Source organism: Bradyrhizobium brasilense, assembly GCF_029714345.1.
GTDB lineage: Bacteria > Pseudomonadota > Alphaproteobacteria > Rhizobiales > Xanthobacteraceae > Bradyrhizobium > Bradyrhizobium australafricanum.
The window spans coordinates 6,175,535-6,192,108 of sequence record NZ_CP121669.1; the positions used below are offsets into that span (position 1 = coordinate 6,175,535).

The 16,574-nt window shown below is 64.8% G+C and carries 15 protein-coding genes; 10 read left to right on the plus strand and 5 right to left on the minus strand.

Features of this window, described 5'->3' with window-relative positions:
* The first annotated feature begins 35 nt into the window (after positions 1-35).
* Positions 36-812 carry an SDR family oxidoreductase gene (locus tag QA635_RS28945; protein ID WP_283062912.1) on the plus strand — a complete coding sequence of 259 codons (777 nt, stop codon included), beginning with the start codon at positions 36-38 and terminating at the stop codon, positions 810-812.
* 117 nt (positions 813-929) lie between these two features.
* On the opposite strand, the gene QA635_RS28950 is transcribed toward QA635_RS28945, so the two are convergent.
* Positions 930-1,784 (minus strand): alpha/beta hydrolase, encoded by an 855-nt coding sequence (locus tag QA635_RS28950; RefSeq protein ID WP_283062914.1) that lies wholly within the window; start codon positions 1,782-1,784, stop codon positions 930-932.
* A gap of 88 nt (positions 1,785-1,872) precedes the next feature.
* Here QA635_RS28950 and QA635_RS28955 point away from each other — a divergent pair, with 88 nt between their 5' ends.
* Positions 1,873-3,294, plus strand: a complete 1,422-nt coding sequence (locus QA635_RS28955; RefSeq protein WP_283062916.1) for an amidase — start codon at positions 1,873-1,875, stop codon at positions 3,292-3,294.
* A gap of 144 nt (positions 3,295-3,438) precedes the next feature.
* On the opposite strand, the gene QA635_RS28960 is transcribed toward QA635_RS28955, so the two are convergent.
* On the minus strand, positions 3,439-4,071 hold the full coding sequence (locus tag QA635_RS28960; RefSeq protein WP_076827173.1) for a TetR/AcrR family transcriptional regulator: 633 nt from the start codon (positions 4,069-4,071) through the stop codon (positions 3,439-3,441).
* Between the two features lie 207 nt (positions 4,072-4,278).
* Here QA635_RS28960 and QA635_RS28965 point away from each other — a divergent pair, with 207 nt between their 5' ends.
* From QA635_RS28965 to QA635_RS28985, 5 genes are all read left to right on the plus strand, one after another.
* Positions 4,279-4,485, plus strand: coding sequence for a ferredoxin (locus tag QA635_RS28965; protein ID WP_016842874.1), 207 nt, complete (start codon positions 4,279-4,281; stop codon positions 4,483-4,485).
* Between the two features lie 74 nt (positions 4,486-4,559).
* Positions 4,560-5,786 (plus strand): cytochrome P450, encoded by a 1,227-nt coding sequence (locus QA635_RS28970; protein WP_283062924.1) that lies wholly within the window; start codon positions 4,560-4,562, stop codon positions 5,784-5,786.
* Between the two features lie 81 nt (positions 5,787-5,867).
* A complete protein-coding gene (locus tag QA635_RS28975; protein WP_225160725.1) occupies positions 5,868-7,190 on the plus strand; it encodes an MFS transporter in 1,323 nt (440 codons plus the stop codon).
* 12 nt (positions 7,191-7,202) lie between these two features.
* Positions 7,203-7,865, plus strand: a complete 663-nt coding sequence (locus tag QA635_RS28980; protein WP_283062928.1) for a sulfite oxidase-like oxidoreductase — start codon at positions 7,203-7,205, stop codon at positions 7,863-7,865.
* Between the two features lie 28 nt (positions 7,866-7,893).
* A complete protein-coding gene (locus QA635_RS28985; protein ID WP_283062930.1) occupies positions 7,894-9,114 on the plus strand; it encodes a bifunctional alpha/beta hydrolase/OsmC family protein in 1,221 nt (406 codons plus the stop codon).
* Between the two features lie 194 nt (positions 9,115-9,308).
* On the opposite strand, the gene pdxR is transcribed toward QA635_RS28985, so the two are convergent.
* Positions 9,309-10,775: a MocR-like pyridoxine biosynthesis transcription factor PdxR gene (gene pdxR, locus QA635_RS28990; RefSeq protein ID WP_283062932.1), complete on the minus strand. Its 1,467-nt coding sequence runs from the start codon at positions 10,773-10,775 to the stop codon at positions 9,309-9,311.
* A gap of 47 nt (positions 10,776-10,822) precedes the next feature.
* Between pdxR and QA635_RS28995 the strand changes: the two genes are divergently transcribed.
* From QA635_RS28995 to QA635_RS29005, 3 genes are all read left to right on the plus strand, one after another.
* On the plus strand, positions 10,823-11,764 hold the full coding sequence (locus tag QA635_RS28995; protein ID WP_283062934.1) for a DMT family transporter: 942 nt from the start codon (positions 10,823-10,825) through the stop codon (positions 11,762-11,764).
* A gap of 455 nt (positions 11,765-12,219) precedes the next feature.
* On the plus strand, positions 12,220-12,933 hold the full coding sequence (locus QA635_RS29000; RefSeq protein ID WP_283062936.1) for a Bax inhibitor-1/YccA family protein: 714 nt from the start codon (positions 12,220-12,222) through the stop codon (positions 12,931-12,933).
* A gap of 341 nt (positions 12,934-13,274) precedes the next feature.
* Complete coding sequence (locus tag QA635_RS29005; protein ID WP_225160730.1) at positions 13,275-14,117, plus strand: metal-dependent phosphohydrolase; 843 nt, start codon at positions 13,275-13,277, stop codon at positions 14,115-14,117.
* Positions 14,118-14,281: 164 nt separating this feature from the next.
* On the opposite strand, the gene QA635_RS29010 is transcribed toward QA635_RS29005, so the two are convergent.
* On the minus strand, positions 14,282-15,337 hold the full coding sequence (locus QA635_RS29010) for a YeeE/YedE family protein (protein WP_283062939.1): 1,056 nt from the start codon (positions 15,335-15,337) through the stop codon (positions 14,282-14,284).
* Between the two features lie 149 nt (positions 15,338-15,486).
* A complete protein-coding gene (locus QA635_RS29015) occupies positions 15,487-16,521 on the minus strand; it encodes a quinone oxidoreductase family protein (protein WP_425249059.1) in 1,035 nt (344 codons plus the stop codon).
* Positions 16,522-16,574 lie beyond the last annotated feature (53 nt).

Sequence of the window (16,574 nt, forward strand, 5' to 3'; positions counted from 1 at the left end):
CCGACATCCACTCCTCATACCAAGCGAGACATCCCATGGATCTGCATCTGCGCGGCAAGCGTGTCCTGATCACCGGCGCCTCCAAGGGCATTGGCGCGGCCGCCGCCGAAGCCTTTGCCGAGGAAGGCGCCAACCTCCTGCTCGCCGCCCGCAACGGCGACCAGCTCAAGGCGCTCGCCGAGCGGCTGCGCTCCGCGCACCAGATCGATGCCGCGATTAGCGTGGTCGATTTACGCAAGCCTGAGGATCTCGCTCGGTTGGCCAAGGAGGCCGCCGACATCGATATCCTCGTCAACAATGCCGGCGATATCCCCGGCGGCTCGATCGACAAGATCGACGAGGCGACCTGGCGGCACGCCTGGGAACTCAAGGTGTTCGGCTATGTCAACCTGACGCGCGCGATCTATGCCCAGATGAAGGCGCGCGGCGGCGGCGTGATCGTCAACGACATCGGCGCGGCCGGTGAGAAGTTCGACGCCAATTACATCTGCGGCAGCGCCGGCAATGCCGCGCTGATGTCGTTCACCCGCGCGCTCGGCGGCAAGAGCCTCGCCGACAATATCCGCGTCGTCGGCATCAATCCGGGCCCCGTCGGGACCGACCGCCACGTCACGCTGCTCAAGACCCGCGCCAAGAACCAGTTCGGCGACGAGAACCGCTACAAGGAATTCCAGAAGGGCCTGCCGCTCGGCCGGCCCGCACATGCGCGCGAGATCGGCGACCTGATGGCGTTCCTCGCCTCCGACCGCGCGGGCTATACGTCGGGCGTGATCTACACGGTGGATGGCGGGCTGACGTCGGGGTGGGGTTAGAAATCGCCCCGTCCGCTTGTACCGCCGTCATCCTGAGGAGCCGCGCCTTGCGCGGCGTCTCGAAGGATGGGCCACGGGCTGCGCCATCCTTCGAGGCTCGCCGAAAAGGCTCGCACCTCAGGATGACGCCGTCCGCTCGAACAGCTGCCGGATCAGCGTCGTGATGCGGCCCTGCGGCGCCAGCATCTGGTTCATGATGGAGAAATGATCGGCGCCGGCGATCTCCTCATAGGTCACCGGCAAGCCGTAACGGGCGCGATGGCCGGCGAAATCGGCGGTCTGCTTGCGCAGCAGCGGCAATTCGGCGCTGCCGACCACCAGCGACAGCGGCTTTGCCGTGCCGCCTTCCGCCATCATCGGCGAGTTGCGCCGCGATGCGGCTTCGTCGAGCCTCAGCTTTTCGTTGAGGTAAGAGTGCCTGATCGGCTCGAGGTCGTAGATGCCCGAGATCGCCATGCCGGCCCGGACATGGCCGTTCGACAGCGCCATCGATGTCAGATGTCCGCCGGCCGACCAGCCCGACACCACGATGCCCTCTGCAGCGGCCCCGAGCGCGGGCAACTGCCCGGCCAGAAAGTCGATGCCGGCATGGATCTCGGCGACGATGTCATCGAGCGTCGCATCCGGCGCCAGCGTATAGCCGATCAGCGCGACATTGATGCCATGAGCCATCGGCCCCTCGGCGAAGATCGTGAACACTTCCTTGGCACGGGTCTGCCAATAGCCGCCGTGGATGAACAGCAGCGTCGGCGCGTCGTCGCGGACTTTCAGGAAGTCGATCCGGTTGCGCTCGCGCGGGCCGTATCTGAGGTCGAGATGGCCGGCGTGCTTTTGCCGCAGCGCCGCCGAGCGCTGCTCCCAGCCCGCAGCGATCTCGGCGCTGCCCTTGACGGCAACGCCGTTGTTCAGACCGAAATCGCGCTCCTGCTGGCTCATCGCGCGCCAGTCCAGCGCGGAAAACAACGCTGCCATCCCTGCCCCTTCGGTTCACGTCGCATTGCCACGACGGCAGGAAATGTTCTACAGCACAAGCAAACAGAAGGCATAGGAGCAACGGCGCATGGCTGATCAGGGCTTGGTGAAGGAAACGGCGTGTGCCGTCGTCGAGAAGCTGAAGGCCGGTGACGTCACGCCGCTCGATTTGCTCGACGTGCTGGAGACGCGCATCGCCGAGGTGGACGGCAAGGTCAACGCGCTGCCGACGCTCTGCTTCGACCGCGCCCGCACCCACGCCAAGGCCCTGATGCAGAAACCGGTCAGTGAGCGCGGCCTGCTCGCAGGCCTTCCGGTTCCGATCAAGGACCTCACCGCCGTCTCCGGCGTGCTGACCACGCTGGGCTCGCCGATCTTCAAGGACAACGTCCCGGCGAAGTCGGACATCCTGGTCGAGCGCCTCGAACAGAATGGCGGCGTGATCTACGCCAAGTCGAACACGCCGGAATTCGGCGCCGGCGCCAACACCTTCAACGAGGTGTTCGGTCCGACCCGCAATCCCTGGGACACATCGCGCTCGGCCGCCGGCTCCTCCGGCGGCGCCGCGGCGGCACTGGCGAGCGGCACCGCGTGGCTCGCGCACGGCTCCGACATGGGCGGCAGCCTGCGCAACCCGGCGAGCTTCTGCGGCATCGTCGGCCTCCGGCCGTCGATCGGCCGCGTCGCGCAGACGCCGAAATTCGGCGTCGACCGCACGCTCGGCCAGCAGGGACCGATGGCGCGCAATGTCGAGGACCTCGCGCTGCTGCTCGACGCGATGAGCGGCGAGCATGCCGCCGATCCGCTGTCGCTGCCCACGCTGCCGACGTCGTTCCTGTCGGCCGCGCGTTCGAACCAGAAGCCGAAGCGCATCGCCTACTCGCCCGATCTCGGTATCACGCCGGTCGATCCCGAGGTCAGGGCCGTGACGCGCAAGGCGGCGGAGCGGTTCGCGGCAGCCGGTGCGATCGTCGAGGAAGCGCATCCCGATTTCAGCGAAGCCCATGAATGCTTCCACGTGCTGCGCGCGTTCGATTTCGCAATCAGCAAGGCCGAACTGCTGCGCACCAAACGCGATCTGCTGAAGCCCGAGGTGATCTGGAACATCGAGGAAGGGTTGAAGCTCACGGTCGAGAAGCTCGAACGCGCCGAGGCGCAGCGCGTCGCGATGACGGCGCGTGCGCTCGAATTCTTCGACAAGTACGACCTGCTGCTGGCGCCCGCGACCATCGTGGCGCCGTTTCCGGTCGAGAACCGCTATGTCGCCGAGTGCGACGGCAAGAAGTTCGACAACTACGTCGAATGGCTCGGCATCGTCTACGCGATCACGCTGGCCTGCTGCCCGGCGCTGTCGCTGCCGTGCGGCTTCACCGCGTCGGGCCTGCCGGTCGGCCTGCAAATGGTCGCAAAGCCGCGTGCCGAGGCGCAGCTGCTGGCCGGCGCGAAAGTGCTGGAGGACATTCTGGGCGTGCGCGGCACCACGCCGATCGATCCGCGGCCGCCGAAGTAAGGCTTTTTCCTCATGGTGAGGAGGCGCGCAGCGCCGTCTCGAACCATGAGGCCCGGTCTGTGGCCTCATCCTTCGAGACGCTTGCTCCGCAAGCTCCTCAGGATGAGGTGATGAATCAGTTGATGCGGTCCTAAGACGCGAAGCCTACGCCTTATCTTCGGTCGCCTGCAGCGCCACGGTGAGTGCCGCCTTGGTCTGCTCGACGATTTCGTCCAGCAACTCCTCGCGGCTGATCTGCGCGGACTCGCCGGTCAGCAGTCCCTGCTCGGCGAGCATCACGATGCCGTGCAGCCCGGCCCAGATCTTCAGCGCCTGCCGCTCGCGCAGCAGCCCGACCGCGGGCGCCTCGAACGACTCGATCAGCAGTGCCAGCGTTTCCATCGCCGCGGTGTGCAGCTCGCTGCCCTTCGGCGCGCAGGCCATGGTGCGCGACGCGAACATCAGCCGGTAGATGCCGTGGCGCTCGAGCCCGAAGGCGAGCGCGGCCTGGGCAAAGCGCGACAGCTTCGAGCCCTTGCTCGACTGCTCGATCGCCTCGCGCATGATCACGTTGAACTGCCGGAATGCTTCCGCGGTCACCGCCTCCAGCAGCGCCTCGCGGTCGGCGAAATGCCGGTACGGCGCCGGCTGCGAGACGCCGAGCTGCTTGGCCAGCGCCTTGATGCTGATCGCCTCGGGACCACCGAGTTCGACCTCGCGTAACGCGGCCTGGATCAGGGCTTCGCGGAGGTCGCCATGGTGGTAGGTTTTGAACGGCTTACGAACGATTTGTCCCATTGCGGCAATGATCGCTGAATTTTCGCTTGACGCGCAAGCGCGACGATAATGTAATATACTATAACTTGGTGATCCGGTTAAGAGGCCGGCCGCCCAAGCAAGCCAAGAGTTTGCCTAAACAAGAACTTGCCTAAACAAGGCTTGCATAAACCGGAATGAGGAACCCGGCGCAACCCACAATGCGCCAGAGCCGAGGGAGGTGCTTGCATGTCCAAGCTCAGAATCCGCGTCGACCAGGACAAGTGCCAGGGTCACGCCCGCTGCAAATCACTCGCTCCCGAACTGTTCGAGCTCGACGAATACGGCAACGCCCATGAGGTCGGCGACGGGACCGTCCCGGCCGGGCTCGAGGACAAGGCCTGGCTCGCGCAGACCAATTGCCCGGAAATCGCGATCGAAGTCACCGAGGAGTAGCTCCGGCCAAGGGATGGCTGCGCGCCGCCTGTTGAGCCGACCAGCGTTTGATCGAACGAGAAGGAAACGAGCTGATGTCCGATTCCCCGTCCGCAAGCTATCTGCCCGAACATCCCCCGGTCTCCGACTGGGTGCATGATTTCGACCATACCGATCCGGTCTGGACCGACGATCCGTTCCCGATCTGGGAGACGCTGCGCGCGGCTTCGCCCGTCGTGCATACCGAGCGCTTCCTCGGCTGCTACATGCCGACCACCTATCAGGCGGTGAAGGAGATCGCCTACGACACCGAGCACTTCTCCTCGCGCCGCGTCATCGTGCGCGACATCCGCCCCGAGATCACGGCCCGCGCGCCACCGATCACCTCCGATCCGCCGGAGCACAAGCCCGCCAAGCAGGTGCTGCTGCCGCCGTTCACGCCGGACGCGATGAAGCGGCTGGAGCCGCGGGTGCGCGCGATCTGCAACGAGCTGATCGACGACTTCATCGCCGATGGCCATTGCGACGCCGCCGCGCGCTACACCAAGCACATCCCGGTGCGCGCCATCGCCCATATGCTGGGAATTCCCGAGAAGGACGGCGACCTCTTCATCAAATGGATCCACCAGATCCTCGAGCTCGGCATCAAGAACGAAGACGAGCTGATGAACGGCGTGCGCGAGATGACCGGCTACTTCGTGGCCCATCTCGAGCAGCGCAAGCTTGAGCCGGGCGACGATCTGATCTCGCAGCTGCTGCGGGCCAAGGGCCCCGGCGGCCAGCCGCTCACCGACGAGCATGTGCTCGGCTCGCTGCGGCTGCTGCTGATCGCCGGCATCGACACCACCTGGAGCGCGATCGGCTCCTCGCTCTGGCACCTCGCCAAGACGCCGGCCGATCGCGAGCGCCTGATCGCGGAGCCGGCGCTGATCCCGACCGCGATCGAGGAATTCCTGCGCGCCTATTCGCCGGTGACGATGGCGCGCGAGGTGATGAAGGAGACCACGATCTCCGGCTGCCCGGTGAAAGCGGGCAACATGGTGCTGCTGTCCTTCCCCGCCGCCAACCGCGATCCCGCCATGTTCCCCGATGCGAACAAGGTGGTGATCGACCGCAAGGAGAACCGCCATGCCGCCTTCGGCCTCGGCATCCACCGCTGCGTCGGTTCCAACCTCGCGCGGATGGAGATGCAGGTCGCGATCGAGGAATGGCTGAAGCGGATCCCTGATTTCCGGCTCGATCCGGCCGGCAAGGTCACCTGGTCGGAAGGCACGGTGCGCGGCCCGCGTCAACTGCCCGTTCTGTTCGGCAACAACGCCTGAGGAACCGGACAGCGGTTACATCGCGTCACCCAATGAGGTAGCTTGCCCCGGAATCGAACCGACGAGTCCGGGAGCAATGCAATGTCCGAACAAACCGCTCAGCCCGCGAGCGATCATCTCGACATCCACGACGTCGAGCGGCGGGTGAAGGCGATCTTCATCGGCTCGGTCGGCAATCTCGTCGAGTGGTACGATTTTTACGCCTACACGGCGTTTGCGCTGTATTTCGCGCCGGCATTCTTCCCGCACAGCGACCCGGTGGTGCAGCAGCTCAATGCCGCCGTGCTGTTTGCCGCGACCTTCCTGATGCGTCCGCTCGGCGGCTGGCTGTTCGGCTTCATCGCCGATCGCTATGGCCGGCGGCTGTCATTGACGCTCTCGGTGGTCTGCATGTGCTTCGGCTCGCTGATCATCGCGGTGACGCCGACCTATGCCTCGATCGGCATCGCGGCCCCGGCGATCCTGGCGCTGGCCCGCGTGATCGAGGGCCTGAGCCTCGGCGGCGAATATGGCGCCAGCGCCACCTATCTCAGCGAGGTCGCCGATCCCAAGCACCGCGGCTTCTACTCCAGCTTCCAGTACGTCACGCTGATCGGCGGCCAGCTCACCGCGATCATCGTGCTGCTGTTGCTGCAAAAGGTGTTTTTGACGCCGGACGAGCTGAAGGCCTGGGGCTGGCGGATTCCGTTCGTGATCGGCGCCATGCTCGCGATCGTCGCCGCGGTGATGCGGCGCAGCCTGCATGAGACCGAGGCCTTCGAGGAGGCCAAGAAGGTTTCCAAGCCGACCGGCTCGATCGTCGGCCTGTTGAACTATCCGCGCGAATTGCTGCTAGTGGTCGGCCTCACCGCCGGCGGCACCGCGGCGTTCTATACCTTCACCACCTACATGCAGACCTTCGTGAAGCTGTCGGTCGGCCTCACCGAGGACCAGACCACGTTCGTGATCTTCGGCTCGCTGATCTTCGCGACCATCCTGCAACCGATCTATGGCGGGCTCTCCGACAAGATCGGCCGCAAGCCGCTGCTGATCTTCTTCGGCATCGCCGGCACGCTGGGCACGGTCCCGATCCTGACCGCGCTGAAGGACACCAAGTCGCCTTTCATGGCCTTCCTTCTGATCTGCGGCGCCTGGATCTTTGTCGCCGGCTACACCTCGATCAACGCGATCGTGAAGGCCGAACTGTTTCCGACCAATGTCCGCGCGCTCGGCGTCGGCCTGCCCTACGCCATCACGGTGTCGATCTTCGGCGGCACCGCGCCGGCGGTCGCGCTCTACTTCAAGAGCATCGGGCATGAGGACTGGTTCTACTACTATCTCAGCGGCATGATCTTCCTGTCGCTGCTGATCTATTCGACGATGCGCGATACCAAGCGCGACTCCGCGATGCATCGCCACGAATGATGGCCTGACGCGATGACCGACGATCAGGAACCGCCCGAGAGCAAGCTGACGCGCAGCAAGCAGCGTTGGGCGCGCGAAGGCAAATTCCTCACCGGCAAGGTCACCCGCCCGGAGGAGCAGCGCCTGCCGCCGGGCCAGCATCTGACGGCGGACTGGCCGGTGCTCGATCTTGGGCTGATGCCGAACATCTCCCAAAAGCGCTGGCGGCTCGACGTCTACGGTGCGGTCGAGCAGACCATCTACTGGACCTGGCAGCAGTTCATGGCGCAGCCGCAAACGCAATTCGTCTCCGACATTCACTGCGTCACGACCTGGTCGCGCTACGACAACCAGTGGGAAGGGCTCGCCACAAGCGACCTGCTCGCCGCCTGCCAGCCGCGCGAGGATGCGCGCTTCGTGGCACTGCATTCGTATGACGGCTATACGACAAACCTGCCGATCGAGGACTTCGCCGCCGAGGACGCGCTGCTCGCCCATAGCTGGTCGGGCAAGCCGCTGGAGCAGGAGCATGGCGGCCCGGTGCGGCTCGTGGTGCCGCACCTCTATTTCTGGAAGAGCGCGAAGTGGCTGCAGCGCATCGAATTCCTCACCGAGGACGCGCCCGGCTTCTGGGAGGTCCGCGGTTATCACAATCGCGGTGATCCCTGGGCCGAACAGCGCTATTCTGGCGACTGACACACCAACAGAATGATGGAGCCTGCCCGTGCCGCACGAACGCCTTCAATTCACCGGTGTTGGCGGCCATCAGCTTGCTGCCGCACTTGATACCCCCGACGGGCCGATCAAGGCCTATGCGCTGTTCGCGCACTGCTTCACCTGCGGCAAGGACGTGCTGGCCGCAAAGCGCATCGCGGTCGCACTCGCGGCCAAGGGCATCGCCACGCTGCGGTTCGACTTCACCGGCCTCGGCTCCAGCGAGGGCGAGTTCGCCAACTCGACCTTCTCGTCGAACGTCGCCGATCTGGTCCGCGCCGCCGACCATTTGCGCGAGACGCGCAAGGCACCCGCGATCCTGATCGGCCACAGCCTCGGCGGCGCCGCGATCCTCGCCGCCGCGGGTCAAATCCCCGAGGCCAAGGCGGTCGCGACCATCGCCGCACCCTCCGATCCCGTCCATGTCACGCATTTCTTCAGGGACCGGATCGAGGACATTCGCACGCAGGGCGAAGGCGAAGTCTCGCTCGCGGGCCGCCCGTTCCGCATCAAGCGCGAATTCCTCGACGACGTCGCCGAGCAGAACTTGATGGCGCAGGTGAAGCAGCTGCACAAGGCGCTGCTGATCATGCATTCGCCGACCGACGACACCGTCGGCATCGACAACGCCACGCATATCTTCAGCGCCGCCAGGCACCCCAAGAGCTTCGTCTCGCTGGCCGGCGCCGATCATCTCCTGAGCGGCAAGCAGGATGCCGCCTATGTCGCCGACGTGATCGGCGCCTGGGCCGAACGCTACATCGATATCGCGCCGCAGCCGGCGGCAGATACCGGCAGTGCGCCGCGCAACGTCGTGGTGCAGGAGACTCGCGCCGGCAAGTTTCAGCAGATCGTCACGGCAGGCCCGCATCGCATGCTGGCCGACGAGCCGGTCGCGGTCGGCGGCCAGGATTCCGGCCCCGGGCCGTACGACTTCGTGCTGGCCGGGTTAGGCGCCTGCACCTCGATGACGATGCGCATGTATGCCGACCGCAAGTCGCTGCCGCTCGATCGCGTCACGGTGACGCTGACGCACAGCAAGATCTATGCGAAGGATTGCGAGGAGTGCGAGACGCGCGAGGGCATGCTCGACCAGATCGACCGCGTCATCAGGATCGAGGGCGACCTCGACGCCGACCAGCGCAAGCGGCTGATGGAGATCGCCGACAAGTGCCCGGTGCACAAGACGCTGACGTCGGAGGTACGGATCGTCACCAAGGCCGCGGAGTAAGCCTGCGACACAGCGAGACGGGCCGTGCCGTAGCAGCATCCGGGCGGCGTCCCTCTCCCGCACGGGGGCCGTCGAAGGGGCGTGCTGAAAAATATCGAAAACAACCCCATGCAAAGGCGCCGGCGGCCGCCGGGGTTCGACAATGCAACTTGACACGTCGGGCAACTCAGGGATATTCTTCCATTATTCCGAAATCATGCGAACGCCCCTCTATCCGCGCGCTTGCCGGTCAGGCAGTTCGCCATGATCCGCACCGCGGCGCCGATCTCGTTCTCGCGCCAGGCGGCGAAGCCGAGCAACAGGCCATGGTCGCGCGGCCGCTCCAGCGCAAGGCTCGACAGTGCGCGCACCTCGACGCCGGCGGCGACCAGGCGCGTCACGGCATCCCGGTCCGCACGGCCGTCCTTGAAACGGGCAATCAGCTGCATGCCGCCCGGCGGGATCTCGGCCGCGAGCATCGCATCGAGATGCCGCGTCAGCGCTGTCGCGAGATGGTCCCGGCGTGATCGGTAGATGCGCCGCATCCGCCTGACATGCGCCGGGAAATGCCCGTCGGCCATGAAACCGGCCAGCGCCTCCTGGACATGCACGGAGGCGATCAGCCCGAGATGGCGCTGCGCGATCTCCATCGTCCGCGCCAGTGATGGCGGCACCACCAGATAGCCGATGCGGATATCGGCCGTCATCGCCTTGGCGAAGGTGCCGAGATAGAGCACGCGTCCCTCGCGATCGAGCCCCTGCAGCGCCGGCATCGGCCGGCTGTCATAGTGAAACTCGCCGTCGTAATCGTCCTCGACGATCCAGGTCTTGCCGGGCTCGGCGGAAGCCAACAGCTCGGTGCGGCGTGCGACCGGCATCACGCGCCCTGTAGGGTGCTGATGTGACGGGGTCGCGAAGATGAGCTTCGGCGCGCGCGTCGCGCGCATCCGCATCATGCCCCATTGATCGAGCCTGACACCGACGACGTCGGCACCGGCGGCACGAAACGCCGCCGCCGCACCGGGATAGCCGGGATCCTCGCTCCACACCGCATCGCCGGCGACGATGGTGGTCGCGGCGATCAGCGTTAGCGCCGCCTGCGCCGTCGGCAGGATCAGGATCTGATCGACCTCGGCGCGCACGCCGCGGCTGACTTCGAGATAATCGCGCAAGGCTTCGCGCAGGCTCGACCGGTTGACCACGGTCTGGTCATTGAAGCGGCGGCGCAATGCGCTGCGACGCAGGCAGCGCGCCCAGATCTCGTGCGGAAACTCCCGTGCATCCGCAAGCCCGGGACGCAGCGGCCGGAAATCGGCCTGGTAGGACAGCGGCCAATCTGTATCGGAGAGCTGCAAGGCCCAGGGCGACAGCAACGGTTTGCGGGCGGCATCACGGCGTGGCGCAGGCAGAGCCTTGGCGAAGCGCGCTTCGATGTCGTCGGTCACAACCGGCCGTCGCCGCGCCGCGACCCGCAGATACCCTTCGGCGACGAGTTGCTCATAGGCATGCGTTACGGTGTTGCGCGCCACGTCGAGCTCGGCCGCAAGGCTGCGGCTCGACGGCAGCATGGCGCCGCTCCTGATCCGGCCGCTCGCCATCAGCGCGCGCAGTTGCTGGGTCAACTGCGCCGCCAGCCCGGCATCGTCCGATCGCTTCAGCGCGAGCAATTCGGCGATGATCAATCTGGCTCCACTCTTCTACCAAATCTGGCTCTTTCGAGAGAGCCAGCATGATCCTATTCACAAGCGGTATCGCCTGCAAGGATTCTGACGTGAACCAGTCACTCTCCCCCGCCAGGGCCGCCGCCCTGTTCATCGTCGTGGTGCTGGCCTGGGGCATCAACTGGTCGGTCACGAAATCGCTGGTCGAGGCGGTGCCGCCGCTGTGGACCGCCTCGATCCGCAGCTGGGTCGCCCTGATCGCCCTGCTGGTCATCCTGCGCGCCAGTGGCAATTTGATCATTCCGCGGATCGCCGATGTCCCGGTCGTGCTCAGCGTGGCGCTGCTGCACATGACGTTCTTCTCGACGCTGGTCGCCGCCGGCCTGCGCTATCTGCCGGCCAGCAAGGGCGTCGTGCTCGGCTACACCACGCCGCTCTGGGTCGCCCTTGCCGCGGCCGCCGCGCGCACCGAACGGCTCGGGATACTCAAGCTTGTCGGCGTCGCGCTCGGACTCGCCGGGCTCTGCGTAATCCTCAACCCGGCATCGCTGGACTGGAGCAATCTGCATGTCCTCGCCGGCGCCGGCATGATCATCATCGCCGCGATCTGTTGGGCCGCCAACATCATCTATATCCGCTCGCACCGCTGGATCGCGACGCCGCTGCAGCTCCTGCTGTGGCAGGTGCTGGTCGCGACGCTGGTGCTGACGACGTCGGCGCTGGTCACCGAAGGCGTGCCCGAGGTGACATGGTCGCCGCACCTCCTGCTGCTGTTCCTCTATTCCGGCTTCATCGGCACGGCGCTGGCCTATTGGGCAATGTCCATGGTCAACAAGAGCCTGCCGGCACTGACCACCTCGCTCGGCACCACGGCAACGCCGATCGTCGGCATCGTGACCGCGGCACTCTTGCTCGGCGAGCCGATCGATCTCTCGCTGGCGATTGCCGCGGCCTTGATCGTCGGCGGCATCGCGCTGAGCTCGCTCGCGGACGCGCCGTCGCGTGCGTAATTAGGGCCCGTACTCATAGATTCGTCACGTCCGCGTCGGTCTCAGACGCTGACGTCGAAACCGACGTCGCTGCATGCCGGCCTTGGGCCAAATGCGGACATGGCCAGCTCAATCGATCGCCTCGTCGGCGCGCGGGCAACGACATCGCGAAACGGCAACGGGCGCGATTGAGCAATTAGTATTGATCCAGATCAAGACCGCTGCCACCGGCCGGCCACTACGCTGTCGGCTAGGAAGTGCCGCCCAACACGTACCGAAGGATGTTGGACTCAGGGATGAGCATTTTTGTTTTAGTTCATGAGCGCAATCTTCGGTACCAAGGCGGAGGCGACCTCGCCGGGCGTTACCGAAACGTGGGAGCGATCATGAGCGCACCGTCTCCCCGGTAATGAAGCCGCACATCACGAGTACAGTCGGCTACCTCCCACAGGAGCCTTTCAAGAAGGACACAACTCATGTCGAACTATGATCGAAATGCAGCTGCGCCGGGCTTCCCCGCAAACGGCGCCATAGCGATAGACATCGGCCTTCGCGCTTTTATGCTGCGCGTATATAATTACATGGCCGCCGGCGTTGGCTTGACCGGCGCTGCAGCGTTTTTGACCTATCAGTTCACCGGCCCTGAATTGCTTCAAAGTCCGCTGATGTGGGTGCTAATGCTGGCGCCACTGGGACTAGTGTTCTTTATCAGTGCACGAATCAACACGCTGTCGGTGGAAGCTGCGCGAGGATTGTTTTTCCTCTATGCGGCCCTGGTCGGGATTTCATTGTCGACCATCTTCCACATTTACACACAGTCCTCGATCACCAGAGTGTTCTTCATCTCAGCGGCGGCCTTCGGCGCGCTCAGTATCTGGGGCTACAGTACCCAGCGAAGCTTGTCTGGATTTGGAACGTTCCTGCTTATGGGCTTGATCGGCATCATTATCGCTAGCCTTGTCAATCTGTTTCTGAGATCGAGCGGGCTCGATTGGATGATTTCCATTATCGGCGTCGGCGTCTTTGCGGGGCTCACGGCCTACGATACCCAGCGGATCAAGGGGATGTACGACGGCGGCGATGACACCACTTCGGCCGGCCGCAAGGCAGTGTTGGGTGCGCTGTCGCTCTACCTCAACTTCATCAACCTGTTCATGATGATGCTGCGCCTGATGGGCGGCCGACGCTAGACTACGACGTCATTCTCGAGTGCGATCCGCTCGCGCCACTGCGCGATGAGGCGCGACGATTGAATAACAAGGACGCTTTGGCGTGGGAATGTCTGCTGAGGGTCAACTCGGAAGTCGGAACGCGCAACCGTAACGTCCGCTTCACTTCCGACACCTGACTTTCGATAGCCTGCGCGGCACTTCCGAAAAGGGCAGTGACCCGGGCGCCTACATTGATCCAGATCAACGGGCGGGGGCCGGCTACTATAGAGTTGCTGCGCTGAGATCGTTAGATACCCCCAACCCTGCCCGACATCGAGTGCTCGACGTATCATTGCTGCGCAAGCTGAAGGGATATTGAAATGATCACAGTTCCGGAACTGGTATCGCAAGCCTTGGGGTCGTTTCTAACGGCGGAAACGAAGGACCGGTTTGGCGCTTCACATGCCGGTTTGACTGAGCTGCTTCCGTTTGCGGCGAAGCTCACGTTGGAGTGCATCGGTAACAGCGACGCCCTGTACCACAACGTTGAGCATACATTGCTCGTTACCCTTGCCGGACACGACATCTTAACCGGACGTGCGCTGTTGCGGCCGACGACGGCAAACGATTATGCGAATTTCATTCTGGCGTGCCTCACCCATGACATCGGGTACGTTCGCGGCATTGTTCAAGGAGATGAAGACGAGTCCTTTATCGCGGATGTAAATGGCGGCACCATTCGTCTGCCTCGAGGATCGTCCGATGCCGCGCTTGCTCCGTATCATGTGGACCGCTCGAAATTGTTCGTCCTCGAGCGCCTGGACTCGGAAGAGCTGGATGCGAACCGCGTGGCCCGGGCAATCGAATATACACGCTTTCCTTATACGCTATCCTCGAACGACAGTCTGATAGAAGAAGAGGGGTTGCTGCTGCGGGCCGCCGATCTTATCGGGCAGCTCGGCGATCCCCACTATCTGAGGAAGTCGAACGCGCTGTTCTACGAATTTGAAGAGGTCGGGCTCAACAAAACGCTGGGCTACGCGACGCCGGCAGACATCGTTTATAAGTATCCCCAATTTTACTGGAAGACCGTTGCTCCCCAAATTCAAACGGCGATACGCTATCTCAATGTCACTTCTCGCGGCCGTCGATGGATAGCAACTCTCTATGGTAACGTGTTTCGGGCGGAGCGTGAGATGAATCTGTCGGGACCGCAGCCGTAATTGGCGCCGTCTCGTGGCTGAACATGGTGACAGTGCCGACCACGAGCGCAGGTGGTTTGCCAGAATCCACCAATGGGTCAGGTTCGGGTCATAAGCCGCCGACAACTACCGAACTGGGCAACTTCCGCTTCATGACTGGAAGCCGACGGTTATGAGTACACGCCCTAGGCGGCCGCGAGCGGCCTGACCCGCAAGCTCCCGCGCAGCCCCGCCCCGGTCCCGAGCATGATGCCGGCGATTGCGATGAAGGACGACAGCGACAGCGTCGACAAGCCAGTGAGCCCCTGCCCGACCGAGCAGCCGAACGCCATCACGCCGCCCGCACCCATCAGCGCGGCGCCGCTCGCCGAGCGCAGCATGTGCTGCGGCGACCGGTAGCCTTCGAGCTGGAAGCGCCCGGTGGCGATGGCCGTGATCAGGCTGCCGGCGAACACGCCGAACACGGTGACGATGCCGAAATTCAGCGTCGAGCCGGTCGACAGCATGACGTATTGCAGGGCGTCGGCGATCGGCGCGATGAAGGTCAGCGACGTCACCGGCACCGGATTGAAATCATCGGCGCCGAGATAGCCGGTCGCGTACCAGCCTCCCGCCACCAGCAGGCCGACGATCAGGCCGGCCGCGATCTGGCCCGGCGACTTGCGGAATGGCGCATGGGCAAAGGCGAAAATAATCAAGACGGCTGCGAGAACCGAGGCCGCCACCATCCGCGCCGGCACCGCGCCGAGGCCGATGTCCGCCAATAGCGCCGGCACCGAATTGGCTGACACTGTGGCCTGTGACGCCTGCACCATCGCGATCCGCGCCGGCGCGATCAGGCCCTTCAGTGTCATCTCGGCGACAATGCCGAGCACGATCACGACCACGAAGGAGCGCAGATTGCCGCGCCCGAGCAGCACCAGCGCCCGCGAGCCGCAGCCGTTCGACAGCACCATGCCGTAACCGAACATCAGCCCGCCGAGGAACATCACCGGCGCCGAGAAGGACGGTTGCAGATAGATCGACTTGCCGAGATCGACGAGGCCTGCCGCCGCCAACAGCTGCGAGGCCGCGATCGCGACGCCCATCGCCAGCGCATAGGTGCGCGCCAGGCGGCCGTCGCCCTCCGCCCACCAGCCGCGCAGGCCGCTCATCATGCAGAAGCCGCTGAGCAGCCCGACCGAGCCATAGATCAGGCCGATGATCAGGGCGGCGATGATGACGATCGTGGCGGGGTCCATGCGAGGTCCTCAAGAGTTTTCGTCATTGCGAGGAGCCAACGGGTCCGCGCGAAGCGCGGCCCGATGACAGGCTCCGTGACGAAGCAATCCATTGCGACCGCGCGCGCGGAAGGATGGATTGCTTCGCTTCGCTCGCAATGACTGTGTCATCACGGTCGCAAAATCACGCGGTCGCGCGACGATCCTGCCACGGCAACAAACGCCGCCTTGGCCTGTTCCAGCGGATAGATCGCGCTCGGCTTGATCGGGAATGGCTTCAGATGTCCGCCGGCAAAGCCCGGCGCAAGCTCGCGCAACACCTCGCCGGTCGCAACCGACGACAGCGCAAGCGTGTCGATGCCGACATAGGTGTGCTGGCCGCGGTAGAATTCGAGGATGTTGAACTGCACGATGCGGTCGACCGCCGCGATCAGGATCTGGCGGCCGCGCAGCGCCAGCGACTTGTGCGCGGCCTGGAAATAGGGATCGCCGACCGTGTTGTAGACGATGTCGGCGCCCTTGCCGCCGGTCAGCTCGCGCACGCGGGTTGCGACGTCGGTGGCCGAGGCGTCGATCACCTCGACCGGCGAATTGCTGTGGCCCTCATAGGGCTCGCTCTTGCGCACCACGCCGATCACGCGCGCACCGTGCCAGCTCGCGATCTGCACCGCGGCCTGACCGACCTTGCCGTTGACGCCCATCACCAGCACGGTCTCGCCCGCCTTCGGCAGGCCGGCGCGGCGCAGGCCCTCCATCGCGGTGACGAAGGGCACGCCGATCCCGGCGGCTTCGTCCCAGGAGATGCCCGCGGGTTTTTCCACCACGGCATCGCGCTCGACCACCAGATGCGTGGCATGGGTGCCGTCGCGGCGGATGCCGAGGTCGCCGGACGAGCCGAACACGTCGCGCCCGATGAATTCAGCGGGACCATCGATTACGACACCGGCGTAGTCGCGGCCCGAGGTACGCGGGAATATGGCATAGGGCATCAGCCCGGTCGCGGCCTTGACGTCGGACGGATTGACCGCGGCGGCCTTCACCTCGACGAGCAGATCGTCCGCCCCGCGCGACAACGCAAGGGTCTCGACCGCTGGCGCCACCGCCGCCGCGTTCTCCGCCTTCGTCAGCAGGCGGACGCAGCGCGCGTCGACAGGATGACGATTTGCTTGCGGGGCCGGCGGCATCAGCGTTCCAGTCTCGGTCATAGAGCGCGCCGCAAGGCACGCGGATCGTGGCGGCCAGGCGGCCTCGGGCCATG

Coding starts and splice junctions, on each gene's coding strand:
- QA635_RS28975 (WP_225160725.1), top strand. CDS start 5,868: ATGTCCGAACAAACCGCTCAGCCCGCGAGCGATCATCTCGACATCCAC.
- QA635_RS29005 (WP_225160730.1), top strand. CDS start 13,275: ATGATCACAGTTCCGGAACTGGTATCGCAAGCCTTGGGGTCGTTTCTA.
- QA635_RS28970 (WP_283062924.1), top strand. CDS start 4,560: ATGTCCGATTCCCCGTCCGCAAGCTATCTGCCCGAACATCCCCCGGTC.
- QA635_RS28945 (WP_283062912.1), top strand. CDS start 36: ATGGATCTGCATCTGCGCGGCAAGCGTGTCCTGATCACCGGCGCCTCC.
- QA635_RS28960 (WP_076827173.1), bottom strand. CDS start 4,071: ATGGGACAAATCGTTCGTAAGCCGTTCAAAACCTACCACCATGGCGAC.
- QA635_RS28955 (WP_283062916.1), top strand. CDS start 1,873: ATGGCTGATCAGGGCTTGGTGAAGGAAACGGCGTGTGCCGTCGTCGAG.
- QA635_RS28965 (WP_016842874.1), top strand. CDS start 4,279: ATGTCCAAGCTCAGAATCCGCGTCGACCAGGACAAGTGCCAGGGTCAC.
- QA635_RS29000 (WP_283062936.1), top strand. CDS start 12,220: ATGTCGAACTATGATCGAAATGCAGCTGCGCCGGGCTTCCCCGCAAAC.
- QA635_RS29015 (WP_425249059.1), bottom strand. CDS start 16,521: ATGACCGAGACTGGAACGCTGATGCCGCCGGCCCCGCAAGCAAATCGT.
- QA635_RS28980 (WP_283062928.1), top strand. CDS start 7,203: ATGACCGACGATCAGGAACCGCCCGAGAGCAAGCTGACGCGCAGCAAG.
- QA635_RS28950 (WP_283062914.1), bottom strand. CDS start 1,784: ATGGCAGCGTTGTTTTCCGCGCTGGACTGGCGCGCGATGAGCCAGCAG.
- QA635_RS29010 (WP_283062939.1), bottom strand. CDS start 15,337: ATGGACCCCGCCACGATCGTCATCATCGCCGCCCTGATCATCGGCCTG.
- QA635_RS28995 (WP_283062934.1), top strand. CDS start 10,823: ATGATCCTATTCACAAGCGGTATCGCCTGCAAGGATTCTGACGTGAAC.